Origin of the sequence: Mesorhizobium maamorense, assembly GCF_044998965.1 — a bacterium.
In the GTDB taxonomy this organism is placed as follows: Bacteria; Pseudomonadota; Alphaproteobacteria; order Rhizobiales; family Rhizobiaceae; genus Mesorhizobium.
The window spans coordinates 2,006,441-2,025,692 of sequence record NZ_CP173356.1 but is presented as its reverse complement, the minus strand read 5'-3'; the positions used below and the strand labels follow the sequence as shown (position 1 = coordinate 2,025,692).

The 19,252-nt window shown below is 62.7% G+C and carries 14 protein-coding genes and 1 pseudogene; 2 read left to right on the top strand and 13 right to left on the bottom strand.

Going from position 1 to position 19,252, the window contains the following annotated elements:
* Nucleotides 1–24: 24 nt before the first annotated feature.
* The 5 genes from rpsJ to rpsL form a co-directional block, all read right to left on the bottom strand.
* Entirely contained in the window at nt 25–333 is a 309-nt protein-coding gene (gene rpsJ, locus ACIU1A_RS10455; RefSeq protein ID WP_006205468.1) for a 30S ribosomal protein S10, read from the bottom strand.
* A 66-nt stretch (nt 334–399) separates the two neighbouring features.
* Nucleotides 400–1,575 carry an elongation factor Tu gene (gene tuf, locus ACIU1A_RS10450; RefSeq protein WP_140515452.1) on the bottom strand — a complete coding sequence of 392 codons (1,176 nt, stop codon included), beginning with the start codon at nt 1,573–1,575 and terminating at the stop codon, nt 400–402.
* Between the two features lie 65 nt (nt 1,576–1,640).
* Nucleotides 1,641–3,731, bottom strand: coding sequence for an elongation factor G (fusA, locus tag ACIU1A_RS10445; RefSeq protein ID WP_404927249.1), 2,091 nt, complete (start codon nt 3,729–3,731; stop codon nt 1,641–1,643).
* Between the two features lie 29 nt (nt 3,732–3,760).
* On the bottom strand, nt 3,761–4,231 hold the full coding sequence (rpsG, locus tag ACIU1A_RS10440; protein WP_008875664.1) for a 30S ribosomal protein S7: 471 nt from the start codon (nt 4,229–4,231) through the stop codon (nt 3,761–3,763).
* A 63-nt stretch (nt 4,232–4,294) separates the two neighbouring features.
* On the bottom strand, nt 4,295–4,666 hold the full coding sequence (gene rpsL, locus ACIU1A_RS10435) for a 30S ribosomal protein S12 (protein WP_006333356.1): 372 nt from the start codon (nt 4,664–4,666) through the stop codon (nt 4,295–4,297).
* 484 nt (nt 4,667–5,150) lie between these two features.
* Between rpsL and ACIU1A_RS10430 the strand changes: the two genes are divergently transcribed.
* Together ACIU1A_RS10430 and ACIU1A_RS10425 are read left to right on the top strand one after the other, a co-directional pair.
* A complete protein-coding gene (locus tag ACIU1A_RS10430; protein WP_140501636.1) occupies nt 5,151–5,432 on the top strand; it encodes a transcriptional regulator in 282 nt (93 codons plus the stop codon).
* A gap of 165 nt (nt 5,433–5,597) precedes the next feature.
* Nucleotides 5,598–6,524, top strand: a complete 927-nt coding sequence (locus ACIU1A_RS10425) for a Gfo/Idh/MocA family protein (RefSeq protein WP_404927248.1) — start codon at nt 5,598–5,600, stop codon at nt 6,522–6,524.
* A gap of 49 nt (nt 6,525–6,573) precedes the next feature.
* Here the strand turns inward: ACIU1A_RS10425 and ACIU1A_RS10420 are convergent, their stop codons facing one another.
* From ACIU1A_RS10420 to nusG, 8 genes and pseudogenes are all read right to left on the bottom strand, one after another.
* A complete protein-coding gene (locus ACIU1A_RS10420; RefSeq protein WP_404927247.1) occupies nt 6,574–7,239 on the bottom strand; it encodes an O-methyltransferase in 666 nt (221 codons plus the stop codon).
* 85 nt (nt 7,240–7,324) lie between these two features.
* A pseudogene (rpoC, locus tag ACIU1A_RS10415) lies at nt 7,325–11,520 on the bottom strand (DNA-directed RNA polymerase subunit beta').
* Between the two features lie 135 nt (nt 11,521–11,655).
* On the bottom strand, nt 11,656–15,792 hold the full coding sequence (gene rpoB / locus ACIU1A_RS10410; RefSeq protein WP_140501628.1) for a DNA-directed RNA polymerase subunit beta: 4,137 nt from the start codon (nt 15,790–15,792) through the stop codon (nt 11,656–11,658).
* 266 nt (nt 15,793–16,058) lie between these two features.
* Nucleotides 16,059–16,436 carry a 50S ribosomal protein L7/L12 gene (gene rplL, locus ACIU1A_RS10405; protein ID WP_027146630.1) on the bottom strand — a complete coding sequence of 126 codons (378 nt, stop codon included), beginning with the start codon at nt 16,434–16,436 and terminating at the stop codon, nt 16,059–16,061.
* A gap of 54 nt (nt 16,437–16,490) precedes the next feature.
* Nucleotides 16,491–17,009, bottom strand: a complete 519-nt coding sequence (gene rplJ / locus ACIU1A_RS10400) for a 50S ribosomal protein L10 (protein ID WP_140515456.1) — start codon at nt 17,007–17,009, stop codon at nt 16,491–16,493.
* 407 nt (nt 17,010–17,416) lie between these two features.
* Nucleotides 17,417–18,115, bottom strand: a complete 699-nt coding sequence (gene rplA, locus ACIU1A_RS10395; protein ID WP_140501624.1) for a 50S ribosomal protein L1 — start codon at nt 18,113–18,115, stop codon at nt 17,417–17,419.
* A gap of 4 nt (nt 18,116–18,119) precedes the next feature.
* The gene (gene rplK, locus ACIU1A_RS10390; RefSeq protein WP_140501622.1) at nt 18,120–18,548 is read right to left on the bottom strand and encodes a 50S ribosomal protein L11; all 429 of its coding nucleotides are present in this window, start codon (nt 18,546–18,548) and stop codon (nt 18,120–18,122) included.
* A gap of 174 nt (nt 18,549–18,722) precedes the next feature.
* Nucleotides 18,723–19,250, bottom strand: a complete 528-nt coding sequence (nusG, locus tag ACIU1A_RS10385) for a transcription termination/antitermination protein NusG (RefSeq protein ID WP_140501620.1) — start codon at nt 19,248–19,250, stop codon at nt 18,723–18,725.
* Nucleotides 19,251–19,252: the final 2 nt, after the last annotated feature.

Here is a 19,252-nt window from a genome sequence, read left to right as displayed (position 1 = left end):
GCCCCTTACCGCGCTCTCATTCCCTTAGAGCTTGATCTCGACGTCGACACCGGCGGCCAGATCGAGCTTCATCAAAGCATCGACGGTCTGCGGGGTCGGATCGACGATATCGAGCAGACGCTTGTGCGTGCGCATCTCGAACTGCTCGCGGCTCTTCTTGTCGACGTGAGGCGACCGGTTGACCGTGAACTTTTCGATCCGCGTCGGCAGCGGAATGGGGCCGCGGACGTTGGCACCGGTGCGCTTGGCCGTCGACACGATTTCGCGCGTCGAGGCGTCGAGCACCCGGTGATCAAACGCCTTCAGGCGGATGCGGATATTCTGTCCGTTCATGCGTCACTTCCTTGTTCTGGCGCGGCGCGGGCACCCGCGCCCGCGACAGATCGGTTTAAGTCCAAATTACTCTTTGATGGTGACGACGATGCCGGCACCGACGGTGCGGCCGCCTTCACGGATGGCGAAGCGCAGCTTCTCTTCCATGGCGATCGGCACGATCAGCTCGACGTCGACCGTGATGTTGTCGCCAGGCATCACCATCTCGGTGCCGGCCGGCAGCGACACGATGCCGGTCACGTCGGTGGTGCGGAAGTAGAACTGCGGACGGTAGTTGGTGAAGAACGGCGTGTGACGGCCGCCCTCGTCCTTGGTCAGGATGTAGGCTTCGGCCACGAACTTCTTGTGCGGCTTCACCGAACCGGGCTTGGCCAGAACCTGGCCGCGCTCGACACCTTCACGGTCGACACCGCGCAGCAGCGCGCCGATGTTGTCGCCCGCCTGGCCCTGGTCGAGCAGCTTGCGGAACATCTCCACGCCCGTGCAGGTCGTCTTGGTGGTCGGACGGATGCCGATGATCTCCAACTCCTCGCCGACCTTGACCACGCCGCGCTCGACGCGACCGGTCACGACCGTGCCGCGGCCCGAGATCGAGAACACGTCCTCGATCGGCATCAGGAACGGCTTGTCGAGCGGACGAACCGGCGTCGGGATGTAGGCGTCGACCTGAGCCATCAGCTCGCGGATCGCGTCCTCGCCGATCTTCTTGTCCGAATCTTCAAGAGCCGCCAGCGCCGAACCCTTGACGATCGGAATGTCGTCGCCGGGGAACTCGTTCTTGGTCAGCAATTCGCGAACCTCGAGCTCGACCAGCTCAAGCAGCTCGGCATCGTCGACCTGGTCGACCTTGTTCAAGAACACCACGATCGACGGTACGCCGACCTGGCGGGCCAAAAGGATGTGCTCGCGCGTCTGCGGCATCGGGCCGTCGGCGGCCGACACAACCAGGATCGCGCCGTCCATCTGCGCGGCACCGGTGATCATGTTCTTCACATAGTCGGCGTGGCCGGGGCAGTCGACGTGGGCGTAGTGGCGGTTCTCCGTCTCGTACTCGACGTGAGCCGTCGAAATCGTGATGCCGCGCGCCTTCTCTTCCGGCGCCGCGTCAATCTGGTCATAGCGCTTGTATTCGCCAAAATACTTGGTGATCGCTGCCGTCAAAGACGTCTTGCCATGATCAACGTGGCCAATCGTGCCGATGTTCACATGCGGCTTGGTGCGCTCGAATTTACCTTTTGCCATGTGATGTCTCCATTCCTGCTCGCCCGTACGGGCTCTTAATTAAGTTGCCGCAGCACCCTGCCGGGTTACGCGTATTTCTTCTGGACTTCCTGGGCGACCGCGGTCGGGACCGGCTCGTAGTGGTCGAACTGCATCGTGTAGGCCGCACGGCCCTGGCTCATCGAGCGCAGATTGTCGACGTACTTGAACATGTTGGCGAGCGGCACCATCGCGTTGATGACGACTGCCACGCCGCGGGCTTCCTGGCCCTGGATCTGGCCACGACGGCCGTTGAGGTCGCCGATGACACCGCCGACATAATCTTCCGGCGTCACGACCTCGACCTTCATGATCGGCTCGAGCAGCTGCACGCCGAGCTTCGGCGAAGCTTCCATAAAGCAAGCGCGGGAAGCGATTTCGAATGCGAGCACCGAAGAGTCGACGTCGTGGAAAGCGCCGTCGATCAAGGTAGCCTTGACGCCGATCATCGGGAACCCGGCAAACGGGCCGGAACCCATCTTGCTCAGCAGGCCCTTCTCGACACCCGGGATGTATTCCTTCGGCACAGCGCCGCCGACGATCTTGGATTCGAACACGAAATCCTCGCCATCGGGGTTCGGCTCGAACACGATCTTCACGCGGGCGAACTGCCCGGTACCACCGGTCTGCTTCTTGTGCGTGTAGTCCTGCTCGTGCCTGCGGGTGATCGTCTCGCGATAAGCCACCTGCGGCGCACCAACATTGGCCTCGACCTTGAACTCGCGGCGCATGCGGTCGACGATGATGTCGAGGTGCAGCTCGCCCATGCCGGAAATGATGGTCTGGCCGCTTTCCTCGTCGGTCTTGACGCGGAAGGACGGATCCTCGGCAGCCAGGCGATGCAGCGCGAGGCCCATCTTTTCCTGGTCGTTCTTGGTCTTCGGCTCGATGGCGATCTGGATGACCGGATCGGGGAATTCCATACGCTCGAGGATGACCGGATGCAGCGGATCGCACAGCGTGTCGCCGGTGGTCGTGTCCTTGAGACCTGCGAGAGCGACGATGTCGCCGGCATAGGCCTCTTCAACGTCGGCACGGGAATTCGCATGCATCTGCAGCATACGGCCGATGCGCTCTTTCTTGCCCTTCACGGTGTTGTCGACCGAGATGCCCTTGGAGAGCTTGCCCGAATAGATGCGGGCAAAGGTCAGCGAACCGACGAACGGGTCGTTCATGATCTTGAACGCCAGCATCGACAGCGGCTCGTTGTCGTCGGCGTGACGCTCGATCTCGGCATCGGTCTTGGCATCAACACCCTTAATCGCGGGCACATCGGCCGGCGACGGCAGGTATTCCACGACGGCGTCGAGCAGAGGCTGCACGCCCTTGTTCTTGAATGCCGAGCCGCAGAACATCGGGAAGAACTTGACCGCGATGGTGCCCTTACGGATCAGCGCGCGGATCTCGTCATTCGACGGCATCTTGCCTTCAAGGTAATTTTCAAGAGCCGTCTCGTCCATCTCGACGGCGGCCTCGATCATCTTCTCGCGGTATTCCTCGGCGCGGGCCTTGAGGTCGGCCGGGATCTCGACGACATCCCAGGCAGCGCCCAGCGTCTCATCGCGCCAGACCAGCGCGTTCATCTCGACCAGGTCGACGACGCCCTTGAATTCGGTCTCGGCGCCGATCGGCAGCTGCATGACGACAGCCTGCGCACCGAGGCGCGAGCCGATCATCTCGACCGAGCGGTAGAAGTCCGCGCCGGTCTTGTCCATCTTGTTGCAGAAGATCATGCGCGGCACGCGGTACTTGTCGGCCTGGCGCCAGACGGTTTCCGTCTGCGGCTCCACACCGGCATTGGCGTCGAGCAGCGCGATGGCGCCGTCGAGCACGCGCAGCGAACGCTCGACCTCGATGGTGAAGTCGACGTGTCCGGGCGTGTCGATGATGTTGAAGCGGTGCATCTTGCCGTCACGACCCTTCCAGAAGGTCGTGGTCGCGGCCGACGTAATCGTGATGCCGCGCTCCTGCTCCTGCTCCATCCAGTCCATGGTCGCGGCGCCGTCGTGCACTTCGCCGATCTTGTGCGACTTGCCCGTGTAATAGAGGACGCGCTCGGTGGTCGTCGTCTTGCCGGCGTCGATATGCGCCATGATACCGAAATTGCGGTAGTCTTCGATTTTATATTCGCGGGCCATCGTAACTGCCTCTCAGTCTCTTTCGCGCTTTACCAGCGGTAGTGCGCGAAGGCGCGGTTGGCTTCAGCCATCTTGTGGGTGTCTTCACGCTTCTTCACGGCGGTGCCGCGGTTGTTGGCCGCGTCCATCAGCTCGCCGGAAAGGCGGTCGACCATGGTGGTCTCGTTGCGGTTGCGGGCCGCGGCGATCAGCCAGCGGATGGCCAGCGCCTGACGGCGCTCGGGGCGCACGTCGACCGGAACCTGGTAGGTGGCGCCGCCGACGCGACGCGAACGCACTTCCACATGCGGCGCGACATTGTCGAGCGCCTGATGGAAGACGGTGACCGGCTCCTGCTTGGTCTTCGACTGGACCTGGTCGAGCGCGCCGTAGACGATGGTCTCGGCAACCGACTTCTTGCCGTCATACATGACGGCGTTCATGAACTTGGTGACGATCAGATCGCCGAACTTGGGGTCCGGATTGATCTCACGCTTTTCTGCACTGTGACGACGGGACATGGCTTTTGTCTCTCAATCTCTCATAGCCCGGCGCAGTCAAAAAAGCGCCGAAGCCGGAAAACCTTACTTCGGACGCTTGGCACCGTATTTCGAACGGCGCTGCTTGCGGTTCTTCACACCCTGCGTGTCGAGCACGCCGCGGATGATGTGGTAACGGACACCCGGAAGGTCCTTGACGCGGCCGCCGCGGATCATCACCACGGAGTGCTCCTGAAGGTTGTGACCTTCGCCGGGGATGTAACCGATCACCTCGAAACCATTGGTCAGGCGGATCTTGGCCACCTTGCGCAGCGCCGAGTTCGGCTTCTTCGGCGTCGTTGTGTAGACGCGCGTGCAGACGCCCCGCTTCTGCGGGTTCTGCTGCATGGCCGGGACCTTGTTGCGCTTCACCGGCGCAATGCGCGGCTTGCGGATCAGCTGGTTGACGGTAGGCATTAAACCCTCTTGTCTCTCAATTCCGTGTCTCGTGCCGGTCAAGGCTCGCTCAAAGCGTCATTTCCATACGCAAATTCGGGCCACAAACCGCGCCTTGCGGTCTCGCCCGAACAAATCGCAGAGGAAGCGGATACCGCTTCGTGCACGCCGGAAATGTCTTTTTCGCTCGTAAAACGAACCCTGTTTGAGGCAAACTCCAAAGCGTGTCGCTTCGGAAGGGAGAGCCTCACATCGGTTCTGACTGGGCGGCTTCTACTCGTAAGCCCGCGTACCGTCAACCCCGGAGCGGCAAATATTGCATTGAAGCCGGGGCTTGGCAGCCATGCGTAAACCGCATGTAATTTTCTTTCGTAATTTTGCAAGGGCGAGGAAGAAAGTGCCAAGCCTCTAGCAAAGTGAATGGCTTTTGGCTGTTGCGCGGCGCGGCTTCATGCGAAAAAGCCGCATGAACAGTCAAAGCCCCTCGCCGCGAAGGAATCGGCCCGTGAACGACAACGAGGAACGCCCGGTCACCATCATCACTGGCCGGGTGTGGAAGAGAAAAGGCGGCAAGCCGGAAGGCGTGCACGTCATGCTGGTTGCGCCCGATGACGATTCGGCGGTGCGCCGTGCGCTCGAATCGCTGGCGGCGGAGGGTTACGCCGAAGCCGAGCTCGACCAGATCGGCGACATGGAGGGCGAGCCCGACGAGGAGCCGCATCTTTCGGCCTTCCAGGGCGCGCTCGAAGGCGAAGTGTCGATCGTGACCTTCGATGTGCCGATCTGAAAGCGTGCCGGCCCTCGCCGTTCGAATCGGCGCTGGAGCCTTCCAACGAGTGAAAGGCCGGCGCTGCAGCTCCGGCAAAGACGGAGTTGACCTTTCGGCTTCGGCTTGCCCAGGGCAAGTGTTCTGATAAGAAGCGCTCACCATTATCCAACAGACGGAGCGGCCGTGTCCCAGCCCATCAAGATAGGCATTGTCGGTGTCGGCAAGATCGTCCGCGACCAACACCTTCCAGCGCTCGCCAAGGACCGGGACTACCGGCTGATCGCCGCTGCCAGCCGGCATGGCAAGGTTGAAGACATCCATAACTTTCCCGATATCGAGACGATGCTTGGCGCCGTTCCCGAACTCGACGCCGTCTCACTCTGCATGCCGCCGCAATTCCGCTACGCTGCGGCGCGCACCGCGCTCGAGGCGAAGAAGCACGTCTTCCTGGAAAAGCCGCCCGGCGCCACGGTCAGCGAGGTCGAGGACCTGAAGGCGCTGGCGACGAAACAGGGCGTGTCGCTGTTCGCCAGTTGGCATTCGCGCTACGCGCCGGCGGTGGAAGCGGCGCGGACATTCTTGGCCTCGACGCAAATCAAATCAGCGGCAATCGTCTGGAAGGAAGACGTGCGCCGCTGGCACCCGAACCAGGACTGGATCTGGCAACCTGGCGGCTTCGGCGTCTTCGATCCAGGCATCAACGCGCTGTCGATCGCGACCTACATCCTGCCCGCCATGTACATCACCTCGGCCGCGCTCGACTTTCCGGAGAACCGCGACGCGCCGATCGCCGCCCAGGTCGCCTTCCGCGCGGCGAACGGGTCGGCGGTGACGATGGATCTGGATTGGCTCCAGACCGGACCGCAGAGCTGGGACATTCTCGCCGATACCGATGCCGGCAAGATGGTGCTCTCGGGCGGTGGCTCGAAACTCGCCATCGACGACCGCGTCGTCCATGAAGAACCGGAAGGGGAATATCCTGAACTCTACAGGCGTTTCGCCGAAATCGTGCACGCCGGCACTTCCGATGTCGATCTCGCGCCCCTCCAGCATGTCGCCGACGCCTTCATGCTCGGCAAGCGCAATGTGGTCGAGGCGTTCTTCGACTGAACAGCGGCCGTAGACCGGATCCGCGATCCGGTCCGCCTATCGCAACAACTCAATCGACGATCGCTATGGCAAACCCGTCATAGCCCTTGGCGCCGACAGTCTGGATCGCGGTGCCGTCCAGGCGCTTGTCGCCGCCGATGAAAGAGAATGCAGCGCGTGCACCTTCGACGTTGGCGTCGCGGCCATTCTCGTCGAGCACCGCGCCGTCACGGATGACGTTGTCGCAGACGATGACCGTTCCCGAGCGCGACAGCCGCATGGCCCAGGAGAGATAGTTGGGGTTGTTAGGCTTGTCGGCGTCGATGAAAACGAGGTCGAACGGCCCGGCGTCTTCGGCGCCCAGCGCAGCGAGCGACTGCAGCGCCGGCCCGACCCGCAGATCGACCCGTTCGGAAACCCCTGCCCGCTCGAAATTCGAACGCGCGACCTTGGCGTGGTGCGGATCGAGTTCGAGCGTCACGATCTTGCCGCCGGCCGGCAATCCCCGCGCCATCCAGATGGTGGAATAACCGCCCAGCGTACCAATCTCGAGCACCTTTTTCGCGCCGCGAATGCGCACCAGCAGCGAGAGCAGCTTTCCTTGCGCCGCCGAGACGTCGATCGCCGGCAAACCACCGTCGCGGTTGGCCGCCAAGACCGCGTCGAGAACGGGATCCGCCTCGAAGAGCAAGGAAACGATGTAGTTATCGACAGCCGTCCAGGTTTTCGTGCTCATCTGCCTTCCTCGATTGTTCGTTGAAACGACAAGGCCGCCGGGTTGCCCCGGCGGCCTTGTTGCCTGAGATTTCTTGCCGCCGCGCCTACTGCGCGGCGGTTGTCATGTCGGCCAGCATCGGCTCGGCGACTTCGACACCGGAGGCCTTGCGGCGCTCGTCGATGATCAGTTCGTCGCGCGAGGTGGCGATGCGGCGGATCTGGCTCATCGTGCCGCCGGTACCGGCCGGGATCAGCCGGCCGACGATGACGTTTTCCTTCAAGCCCTGCAGCATGTCGGTCTTGCCGGCAACCGCGGCTTCCGTCAGCACCCTGGTCGTCTCCTGGAAGGAGGCGGCCGAGATGAAGGACGGCGTCTGCAGCGAGGCCTTGGTGATGCCGAGCAGCACCGGCTGGCCTTCGGCCGGCTTCTTGCCGTCCTCGACCAGGCGCTCGTTGACCTCTTCCAGTTCGATCACGTCGACGTGGTCGCCCGGAATATAGGTCGAGTCGCCCTGCGTGGTGATCTCGACCTTCTGCAGCATCTGGCGAACGATCACCTCGATGTGCTTGTCGTTGATCGACACGCCCTGCAGACGGTAGACCTCCTGGATCTCGTTGACGAGGTAGGACGCAAGCGCCTCCACGCCCTTGATCGCCAGGATGTCGTGCGGCGCCGGATTGCCGTCGAGGATGTAGTCGCCCTTCTCGATGACGTCGCCGTCCTGGAGATGGAACGGCTTGCCCTTCGGGATCAGGTATTCGACAGGCTCAAGCGTCGAGTCATGCGGCTCGATGATGATGCGGCGCTTGTTCTTGTAGTCGCGGCCGAAGCGGATCGTACCATCGATCTCTGCGATGATGGCGTGATCCTTCGGACGACGGGCCTCGAACAGCTCGGCAACACGCGGCAGACCGCCGGTGATGTCCTTGGTCTTGGCGCTTTCCATCGGGATACGCGCCAGGACGTCGCCAGGGCGAACCTGAGCACCCGGCTCGACCGAGAGAATGGCCTCGACCGAGAGCAGGAAGCGGGCATCGCCGCCCTTCGACAGCTTGCCGACCTTGCCCTTGGCGTCCTGAACGACGATCGCCGGCTTCAGGTCGTTGCCGCGCGGCGTCGAACGCCAGTCGATGACCTCGCGCTTGGTGATGCCGGTCGACTCGTCGGCCGTTTCCTGGACGGAAATGCCGTCGACCAGATCCTCGAACGCCACCTTGCCCTCGATTTCGGTGAGGATCGGGCGGGTGTAAGGATCCCATTCGGCGATGCGCTGGCCGCGCTTCACCTTGTCGCCATCGTCCACGAAGATGCGCGAACCATAGGTGACGCGGTGCGTGGCGCGCTCCTTGCCGGCCTCGTCGAGGATCAGCACCGCCATGTTGCGGCCCATGACCATCTGCTGGCCGTCCGAGTTGCGCACCACGTTGCGGTTGCGGATCTCGACCTTGCCCTCATAGGAGGCTTCAAGGAACGAGCTATCCACCACCTGCGCCGTACCGCCCATGTGGAAGGTACGCATGGTGAGCTGGGTGCCCGGCTCGCCGATCGACTGCGCCGCGATGACGCCGACGGCCTCGCCCTGGTTGACCGGGGTGCCACGGGCCAGATCGCGTCCGTAGCAGACCGCGCAGACGCCGACCCTGACTTCGCAAGTCAGCGCCGAGCGGATGCGGACCGACTGCACGCCGGCCTTCTCGATCTGCTCCACGTCGCGCTCGTCCATCAGCGTTCCGGCCTTGACCAGCAATTCGCCGGTCACCGGATGGTTGATGTCGTCGAGCGCGGTGCGGCCCAGCACGCGCTGGCCGACCGAAGCGACGACCTGACCGGCATCGACGATCGGCTGCATGGTGAGGCCCTTGTCGGTGCCGCAATCCACGGAGTTGACGATGCAGTCCTGCGCCACGTCGACCAGACGACGGGTGAGATAGCCCGAGTTCGCCGTCTTCAAGGCGGTGTCTGCCAGACCCTTGCGGGCGCCGTGGGTCGAGTTGAAGTACTCGAGCACGGTCAGGCCTTCCTTGAAGTTCGAGATGATCGGCGTCTCGATGATTTCACCCGACGGCTTGGCCATCAGGCCGCGCATGCCGGCGAGCTGGCGCATCTGGGTGGGCGAGCCGCGCGCACCGGAGTGCGACATCATGTAGATCGAGTTCATCGGCTTCTGACGACCATTGTCCTCGAACTCGACCGCCTTGATGCGGGCCATCATTTCGTCGGCGACCTTTTCCGAGCACTTGGCCCAGGCGTCGACGACCTTGTTGTACTTCTCGCCCTGCGTGATCAGGCCGTCATTGTACTGCTGCTCGTATTCCTTGGCCAAGGCCTCGGTGTCCGACACCAGCTTGATCTTGGTATCCGAATCAGCATGTCGTCCTTGCCGAACGAAATGCCGGCACGGCAGGCATGGGCGAAACCGAGCGCCATGATGCGATCGCAGAAAATGACCGTCTCCTTCTGACCGCAATGGCGGTAGACGGTGTCGATCATCTTGGAGATGTTCTTCTTGGTCATCTCCTGGTTGGCGGTCTCGTAAGGCACGTTGACGTTCTTCGGCAGAAGCTCGCCGATGATCATGCGGCCAGGCGTGGTGTCGTAGATCTTCGACACGACCTTGCCCTCGGCGTCGACCGAGCGGAAGCGGCCCTTGATCTTGGCGTGCAGGGTCACCGCCTTGGTCTCGAGCGCGTGCTGGAGTTCGCCCATGTCGGCAAACACCATGCCCTCGCCCGGCTCGTTCTGGTTGACGATCGAGAGGTAGTAGAGACCCAGAACCATGTCCTGCGACGGCACGATGATCGGCGCGCCGGAAGCCGGGTGCAGGATGTTGTTGGTCGACATCATCAGCACACGGGCTTCCAACTGCGCTTCCAGCGACAGCGGCACGTGGACCGCCATCTGGTCGCCGTCGAAGTCGGCGTTGAAGGCCGTGCAGACCAGCGGATGCAACTGGATCGCCTTGCCTTCGATCAGGATCGGCTCGAACGCCTGGATGCCGAGGCGGTGCAGCGTCGGCGCGCGGTTCAAGAGCACCGGATGCTCGCGGATAACCTCGTCGAGGATATCCCAGACTTCCGGACGCTCCTTCTCGACCAGCTTCTTCGCCTGCTTGACGGTCGAGGAGTAACCCTTCGCGTCGAGGCGGGCGTAGATGAAGGGCTTGAACAGTTCGAGCGCCATCTTCTTGGGCAGGCCGCACTGGTGCAGCTTGAGCTCCGGACCGGTGACGATGACCGAACGGCCGGAATAGTCGACGCGCTTGCCGAGCAGGTTCTGGCGGAACCGGCCCTGCTTGCCCTTGAGCATATCCGACAGCGACTTCAGCGGACGCTTGTTGGCGCCGGTGATGACGCGGCCACGGCGGCCGTTGTCGAACAGCGCGTCGACGGCCTCCTGCAGCATGCGCTTTTCATTGCGCACGATGATGCCGGGGGCACGCAGCTCGATCAGCCGCTTCAGACGGTTGTTGCGGTTGATGACGCGTCGATAGAGATCGTTGAGATCCGACGTCGCGAAACGTCCGCCGTCCAGCGGGACGAGCGGGCGCAGGTCCGGCGGGATCACCGGAACCACCTTCATGATCATCCATTCCGGACGGTTGCCGGACTCCATGAAGTTCTCGACGACCTTGAGCCGCTTCAGATACTTCTTCTGCTTCAACTCGGACGTGGTCGAAGCCAGCTCTGAACGCAGGTCGCCGGCGATCTTCTCCAGGTCCATGCCGGCCAGAAGGTCATGAATGGCCTCGGCGCCGATCATGGCGGTGAAGCTATCCTCGCCATATTCGTCGACGGCGATCATGTACTCTTCCTCGCTGAGCAGCTGGTGCTCCTTCAGCGCGGTGAGGCCGGGTTCGGTGACGATGTAGTTCTCGAAGTAGAGGACGCGCTCGATGTCCTTCAGGGTCATGTCGAGCAGCGTGCCGATGCGCGAGGGCAGCGACTTCAGGAACCAGATATGAGCGACGGGTGCCGCCAGCTCGATATGGCCCATGCGCTCGCGGCGAACGCGCGACAGCGTGACTTCGACACCGCACTTTTCGCAGATGACGCCCTTGTACTTCATGCGCTTGTACTTGCCGCACAGGCACTCGTAGTCCTTGATCGGGCCAAAAATGCGCGCGCAGAACAGACCGTCACGCTCCGGCTTGAAGGTGCGGTAGTTGATGGTCTCCGGCTTCTTGATCTCGCCGAACGACCAGGACAGAATCTTCTCAGGGCTGGCGAGCGATATCCGGATGGAATCGAACACCTGCGCCGGCGCCTGGGGATTGAAGAGATTCATGACCTCTTGGTTCATGCCGTTCTCCTTTCGGGGTCCTCGAAAACCCCTTGCATCTGATGCGGGGCAAATGCCCGCTGAGTGGTCGGCCCACCGGCCGAAGAATTTGGTGCACCCGGTCGCGGGAGCCTCTCCCGCGACCGGGTGTCTTGTTTATTCCGCTGCGTCGGGCAGCCGAACCGGGGCTTCGTCGAGCTTGGTGTTCTCCAATTCGACGTTGAGGCCGAGCGACCGCATCTCCTTGACGAGAACGTTGAAGCTCTCGGGAATGCCGGCCTCGAAGGTGTCGTCACCGCGGACGATCGCCTCGTAGACCTTGGTGCGGCCAGCGACGTCGTCCGACTTCACCGTCAGCATTTCCTGCAGCGTATAGGCGGCGCCGTAGGCTTCCAGCGCCCAGACCTCCATTTCGCCGAAGCGCTGGCCGCCGAACTGCGCCTTGCCGCCCAGCGGCTGCTGGGTGACGAGCGAGTACGGACCTATCGAACGCGCGTGGATCTTATCATCCACGAGGTGGTGAAGCTTGAGCATGTAGATGTAGCCCATCGTCACCTTGCGATCGAACGGCTCGCCGGTGCGTCCGTCATAGAGCTGCGACTGACCGCTGGTGTGCAGGCCCGCCTGCTCCAGCATGACGTTGATGTCGGCCTCGTGCGCGCCGTCGAACACCGGGGTTGCGATCGAGACGCCGCGGCGCATCTGCTCGCTCAGGCGAACGATGCTCTCGTCGTCATACTCGCGGACCGGCTCGTTGCGATCGTTGGCGGGCATGAAGCTCTCCAGCGTCTTGCGCAGCGGCTTGATGTCGCCGGCAGACTTGTAGGCGTCGATCATCTCGCCGATCTTCCTGCCCATTCCGGCGCAAGCCCAGCCCAGATGCGTTTCCAGGATCTGGCCGACATTCATGCGGCTCGGCACACCCAGCGGGTTGAGCACGATATCGGCATGCGTGCCGTCCTCGAGGAAAGGCATGTCCTCGACCGGAACGATGCGCGACACGACACCCTTGTTGCCGTGACGGCCGGCCATCTTGTCACCCGGCTGCATCTTGCGCTTCACCGCCACGAAGACCTTGACCATCTTCATGACGCCCGGAGGCATTTCGTCGCCGCGCTGCACCTTCTCGACCTTGTCCATGAAGCGCTGTTCGAGTGCCTTCTTGGAATCGTCGTACTGGCCGCGCAGGGCTTCCAGTTCGCTCTGGAGCTTTTCGTTCTCCACGGCGAACTGCCACCACTGCGAACGCGGATACTCGTCGAGCGTGTCCTTCGACAGCGTCGAGCCCTTCTTGAAGCCCTTCGGTCCGGCGATCGCTTCCTTGCCGACGAGCACGTCGGAAAGGCGCGCGTAGACGTTGCGATCCAGGATCGCCTGCTCGTCGTCACGGTCCTTGGCGAGGCGTTCGATCTCCTCGCGCTCGATCGCCATGGCGCGCTCGTCCTTCTCCACACCGTGGCGATTGAACACGCGCACCTCGACGACGGTGCCGAAGGTGCCCGGAGGCATGCGCATCGAGGTGTCGCGCACATCGGATGCCTTTTCGCCGAAGATGGCGCGCAGAAGCTTTTCTTCCGGCGTCATCGGGCTTTCGCCCTTCGGCGTGATCTTGCCGACCAGGATATCGCCCGGCTGAACTTCGGCACCGATATAGACGATGCCGGCTTCATCGAGGTTCTTCAGCGCTTCTTCCGAGACGTTCGGAATGTCGCGCGTGATTTCCTCCGGTCCGAGCTTGGTGTCGCGCGCCATGACCTCGAACTCCTCGATGTGGATCGAGGTGAAGACGTCGTCGGCGACGATGCGCTCGGACAGGAGGATCGAGTCCTCGTAGTTGTAGCCGTTCCACGGCATGAACGCGACCAGCACGTTGCGGCCGAGAGCCAGATCGCCGAGCTCGGTCGAAGGACCGTCCGCGATGATGTCGCCCTTGTTGACCCGGTCGCCCATGCGCACCAGCGGACGCTGGTTGATGCAGGTGTTCTGGTTCGAACGCTGGAACTTCATCAGCCGGTAGATGTCGACGCCGGACTTGCCCGGATCGAGGTCTTCCGTTGCGCGGATGACGATGCGCGTCGCGTCCACCTGGTCGACGATGCCGCCGCGGCGGGCGCCGATGGCGGCGCCCGAGTCACGAGCGACGATCGGCTCCATGCCGGTGCCGACGAACGGCGCCTCGGCGCGCACCAGCGGCACGGCCTGGCGCTGCATGTTCGAGCCCATCAGCGCGCGGTTGGCGTCGTCGTTCTCAAGGAACGGGATCAGGGCCGCGGCCACCGACACCATCTGCTTGGGCGAAACGTCCATCAGGTCGACGTTTTCGCGCGGCGCCATCATCACTTCGCCGGCACTGCGGCAAATGACGAATTCGTCGACAAAGCGACCATCCTTGTCGAGCTCGGCATTGGCCTGCGCGACATGGTGCTTGGCCTCTTCCATCGCCGACAGATAGACGACGTCATTGGTCAGCTTGCCGTCGACGATCTTGCGGTACGGGCTCTCGATGAAGCCGTACTTGTTGACGCGCGCGAAGGTGGCGAGCGAGTTGATCAGGCCGATATTCGGGCCTTCCGGCGTCTCGATCGGGCAGATGCGGCCGTAATGCGTCGGGTGCACGTCGCGCACCTCGAAGCCGGCGCGCTCGCGGGTCAGACCACCCGGTCCAAGCGCGGAGAGACGGCGCTTGTGGGTGATCTCCGACAGCGGATTGGTCTGGTCCATGAACTGCGACAGCTGCGAGGAACCGAAGAACTCGCGCACGGCGGCAGCCGCCGGCTTGGCGTTGATCAGGTCCTGCGGCATGACCGTGTCGATCTCGATCGAGGACATACGCTCCTTGATCGCGCGCTCCATGCGCAGCAGGCCGACGCGGTACTGGTTTTCCATCAGCTCGCCGACCGAACGCACGCGGCGATTGCCGAGATTGTCGATGTCGTCGATCTCGCCCTTGCCGTCACGCAGTTCGACCAGCGTCTTGACCACGGCCAGGATGTCGTCCTTGCGCAGCACGCGCACGGTGTCCTCGGCCTTGAGTTCGAGGCGCATGTTCATCTTGACGCGGCCGACGGCGGACAGGTCGTAGCGCTCGCTGTCGAAGAACAGCGAGTTGAACATGGCTTCGGCGGTTTCGAGCGTCGGCGGCTCGCCGGGGCGCATGACACGATAGATGTCGAACAGCGCGTCCTGGCGGCTCTCGTTCTTGTCGACGGCGAGCGTGTTGCGGATGTAGGCGCCGACATTGACGTGATCGATGTCGAGGATCTGGATCTCGTCCTCGCCGGTGCCAAGCAGCACCTTCAGCGTCTTGTCATCGATCTCGTCGCCGGCCTCGAGGAAGATCTCGCCGGTGGCGTAATTGACGATGTCCTCGGCGAGATAGTTGCCGAGCAGGTCCTCGTCGGTCGCCTTGATCGCCTTCAGGCCCTTTTCGCCGAGCTGGCGGGCCTGGCGGGCGGTGATCTTCTTGCCGGCCTCGACAACGACCTCACCCGTGTCGGCGTCGACCAGGTCGCCGACGGCCTTGAGGCCGCGGAAACGATCCACGTTGAACGGAATGCGCCAGTGATCGCCGGCGCGCTTGTAGGTGATCTTGTTGTAGAAGGTCGACAGGATCTCTTCGCCGTCCATGCCGAGCGCCATCAGCAGCGACGTCACCGGAATCTTGCGGCGACGGTCGATGCGGGCGTGCACGACGTCCTTGGAATCGAACTCGATGTCGAGCCACGAACCGCGATAGGGGATGACGCGCGCGGCAAACAGGAGCTTGCCCGACGAGTGCGATTTGCCCTTGTCGTGGTCGAAGAAGACGCCCGGCGAGCGGTGCATCTGCGAGACGATGACGCGCTCGGTGCCGTTGACGATGAAGGTGCCGTTCGAGGTCATGAGCGGCATGTCGCCCATGTAGACGTCCTGCTCCTTGATGTCCTTGATCGACTTCGCGCCGGTATCCTCGTCGATATCGAACACGATCAAGCGCAGCGTCACCTTCAGCGGCGCGGCATAGGTGAGGTCGCGCTGACGGCATTCGTCAACGTCGAATTTCGGTCCTTCGAACTCGTACTTCACGAACTCCAGCATCGAGGAGCCGGAAAAATCGGAGATCGGGAAGACCGACTTGAAAACAGCCTGCAGTCCCTCGTCCGGACGTCCGCCCTTAGGCTCGTCCACCATCAGGAACTGGTCATAGGACGCCTTCTGAACCTCGATGAGGTTCGGCATCTCCGCAACTTCAGGGATCTTTCCGAAGAACTTGCGTACGCGTCTGCGGCCATTGAAAGTCTGGGTCTGGGCCATCGTCGCTCCTTAGCTCTAAACTCGGGGCGAGCCTCGCCGCGGCTCGCCTTGCATCCGAACCGCCTGGGCAGCGGCTCTCTGTCTGTTCTCCGGCCCCATTACCAAACTACTTGGCGGCGGCCGGCTAAAACGGGAGAAAACCCGTTTCCTGAGGGCCGGTTTTCGGCCCTCAGGAAAGAGGTTTTCGTGCATCTCGCGCTACGCAGCCTCCCCAGGTCGCCCGAGGGAGTGGCGGACGGCGCGAGACCGTCCGCCGATTGTTACGCTTACTTCAGCTCGACCTTGGCGCCGGCTGCTTCCAGCTGGGCCTTGAACTTGTCGGCGTCGGCCTTGGAAACGGCTTCCTTGACCGGCTTCGGAGCCGCTTCGACCAGGTCCTTGGCTTCCTTGAGGCCAAGGCCGGTGATGGCGCGGACTTCCTTGATGACGTTGATCTTCTGAGCGCCGGCATCGGTGAGGACGACGTCGAATTCCGTCTTTTCCTCGACCGGAGCAGCGGCAGCGGCAGCGCCGCCGGCAGCGGCAACAGCCACCGGAGCAGCAGCCGAAACGCCCCACTTTTCTTCCAGAAGCTTCGACAGCTCAGCCGCCTCGAGGACGGTCAGCTTCGAAAGGTCGTCTACGATCTTTGCGAGATCAGCCATTGTTGTATTCCTTCATAAGGTTCGAACGTGTGTTTGTGATAGCGAGGAACGGCCTCATGCCGCCTCGTCCTTCCGGGCGTAAGCGCCGATGACACGCGCGACCGAAGCCGCGGGCGCATTGACGATCTGGGCGATCCGGGTTGCCGGCGTGGCGATCATGCCAACCAGCCTGGCGCGCAGCTCGTCGAGCGACGGGAGTGTGGCGAGTGCCTTCACACCGTCGGCGTTAAGCGAGGTGGTGCCCATTGCGCCGCCGAGAATGACCAGCTTGTCATTCCCCTTGGCGAAATCGGACGCGACCTTCGGCGCCGCAATCGGATCCTCCGAATAGGCGACCAGCGTCTGTCCCTTGAACAGATCGATGATCGATGCGGAGTCCGTGCCCTGAAGAGCGATTTTGGCGAGACGGTTCTTCGCGACTTTAACGGTGCCACCGGCAGCGCGCATTTTCGACCGGAGGTCGTTCATTTGCGCGACGGTGATACCGGCATAGTGGGCCACGACCACTGAACCCGCGTTCGAGAACGCATCGTTCAGGCCCGTGACGAGTTCGCGTTTTTCCGCTCTGTCCACTGCCTATCTCCAGTTGACCCCCACCCTGCTAACGGGAACATTCCCATTCACGAGGACAGGCGTCGGGTTGCCTTTTGCCGGCCGGGCCATCCAGTAACGGATCTCCCGAACAGCGCTCGAGGATCCTGCCCCCTTTCGCCACACCGCCGGCAAGCCGGACGATGCGCAGACAAAAGGCAAACACGGTTCGAACCTTTCATTGGAGCGCTTGCTCCGTTGTCAGGTCTTCACCCGTCTCATGCAGGCCCACATGAATTAAGGCCCCCCTTTTCAATCAAGGCCGGGCCGCCTGCAATCTCGGACAGGATGTCCGGAAACCTTTCGGCTCCCGGTACCGGGCCCAGAACGATCCAGGCCCGGAATTCACTTACGGATCGGCCCGTTCAGCGGCCGATCCAAACGGTTAATCAGGACGCCGCGAGCGTCGAGACGTCGAGCTTGAGGCCCGGGCCCATCGTCGAGGTGACGGACACCTTCTTGACGTAGTTGCCCTTGGCACCAGCCGGCTTTGCCTTGGTCACCGCATCGGCGAAGGCGCGGACGTTTTCTTCCAGCGCCTTGACGTCGAACGAGACCTTGCCGACGCCGGCGTGAACGATGCCGGCCTTCTCGACGCGGAACTCCACAGCGCCGCCCTTCGATGCCTTGACGGCGGCCGCGACGTCGGTGGTGACGGTACCGACCTTCGGGTTCGGCATCATGCCGCGCGGGCCGAGCACCTTGCCCAGACGGCCGACGAGCGGCATCATGTCCGGCGTGGCGATGCAGCGATCGAAATCGATCGTGCCCTTCTGGACGATGTCGACCAGGTCCTCCGCGCCGACGATGTCGGCGCCAGCGGCCTTGGCTTCCTCGGCCTTGTCGCCACGGGCGAACACGGCGACGCGGACCGAGCGGCCGGTGCCGTTCGGCAGGTTGACCACGCCGCGGACCATCTGGTCGGCATGGCGAGGATCAACGCCGAGATTCATCGCGACTTCGATCGTCTCGTCGAACTTGACCGTGGAGCGATCCTTGAGCAGCTTCAGCGCGTCACCCAAGGTATAAGCCTTGTTGGGATCGATGCCTTCGCGGGTCTTCGATACACGCTTTGCAATCTTTGCCATGATCTCAGCCCACCACTTCCAGACCCATCGAGCGGGCGGAGCCCTCGACCATGCGCATGGCCGCCTCGACGTCGTTTGCGTTCAGATCCTTCATCTTCTGCTCGGCGATGGCGCGCACCTTGTCGCGGCCGATCGTGCCGGCCTTGACCTTGCCCGGCTCCTTGGAGCCCGACTTCAGGTTCGCGGCCTTCTTCAGGAAGTAGCTCACCGGCGGCGTCTTCATGACGAAGGTGAACGACTTGTCCTGGTAGTAGGTGATGACGACCGGAATCGGCGATCCCTTTTCCATTTCCTGGGTCTGCGCGTTGAACGCCTTGCAGAACTCCATGATGTTGATGCCGCGCTGACCAAGCGCCGGGCCGATCGGGGGCGACGGCGTAGCCGAGCCCGCGGCAACCTGGAGCTTGAGCTGGCCTGCAATTTTCTTAGCCATCTCTATTCCTGCCTTTGTCTATGCCGGCCCCTCGATCTGGGAAAACACCGGCTGTTGCAGTCTGGTGGTGCGGTTCCTGCGGCCGGCTAAAGCCGCATTCGCCTCCCACCGTTCTCAGGCCGCGCGTTGCCGCGCCGCCTCCCTGACCACCGGAACGGCGCCAGGGATTTCGGATCAGCCTTTTTCGACTTGCCCGAATTCCAGATCGACAGGCACGGCGCGCCCGAAGATCGAAACTTCCACCTTGAGCCGCGCCCGCTCCTCGTCCACTTCCTGGACGAAGCCGTTGAAGGACGCGAAGGGGCCATCCGAAACGCGGATCGCCTCGCCGATCTCGAAGGTAACCGAGGGCTTCGGCCGCTCGACGCCTTCCTGCACCTGGTTCAGGATGCGCTGCGCCTCGGCCTCGGTGATCGGCACCGGCTTGGAGTCGCCCAAAAACCCGGTGACCTTCGGCGTGTTCTTGACCAGAGAGAACACGGCGTCGGTCAAGTTGGCCTTCAGGAGCACATAGCCCGGAAAGAACTTGCGCTCGGCGTCGACCTTGCGGCCGCGACGAACCTCGACGACCTTCTCGGTCGGCACGACGATCTGCTCGATATCGGCGGACAGGCCCTTCTGCTTGGCCTTGTTCTCGATGTCCTCGGCGACCTTCTTCTCAAAGTTCGAATAGGCGTGGACGATGTACCAGCGCGTAGTCATTT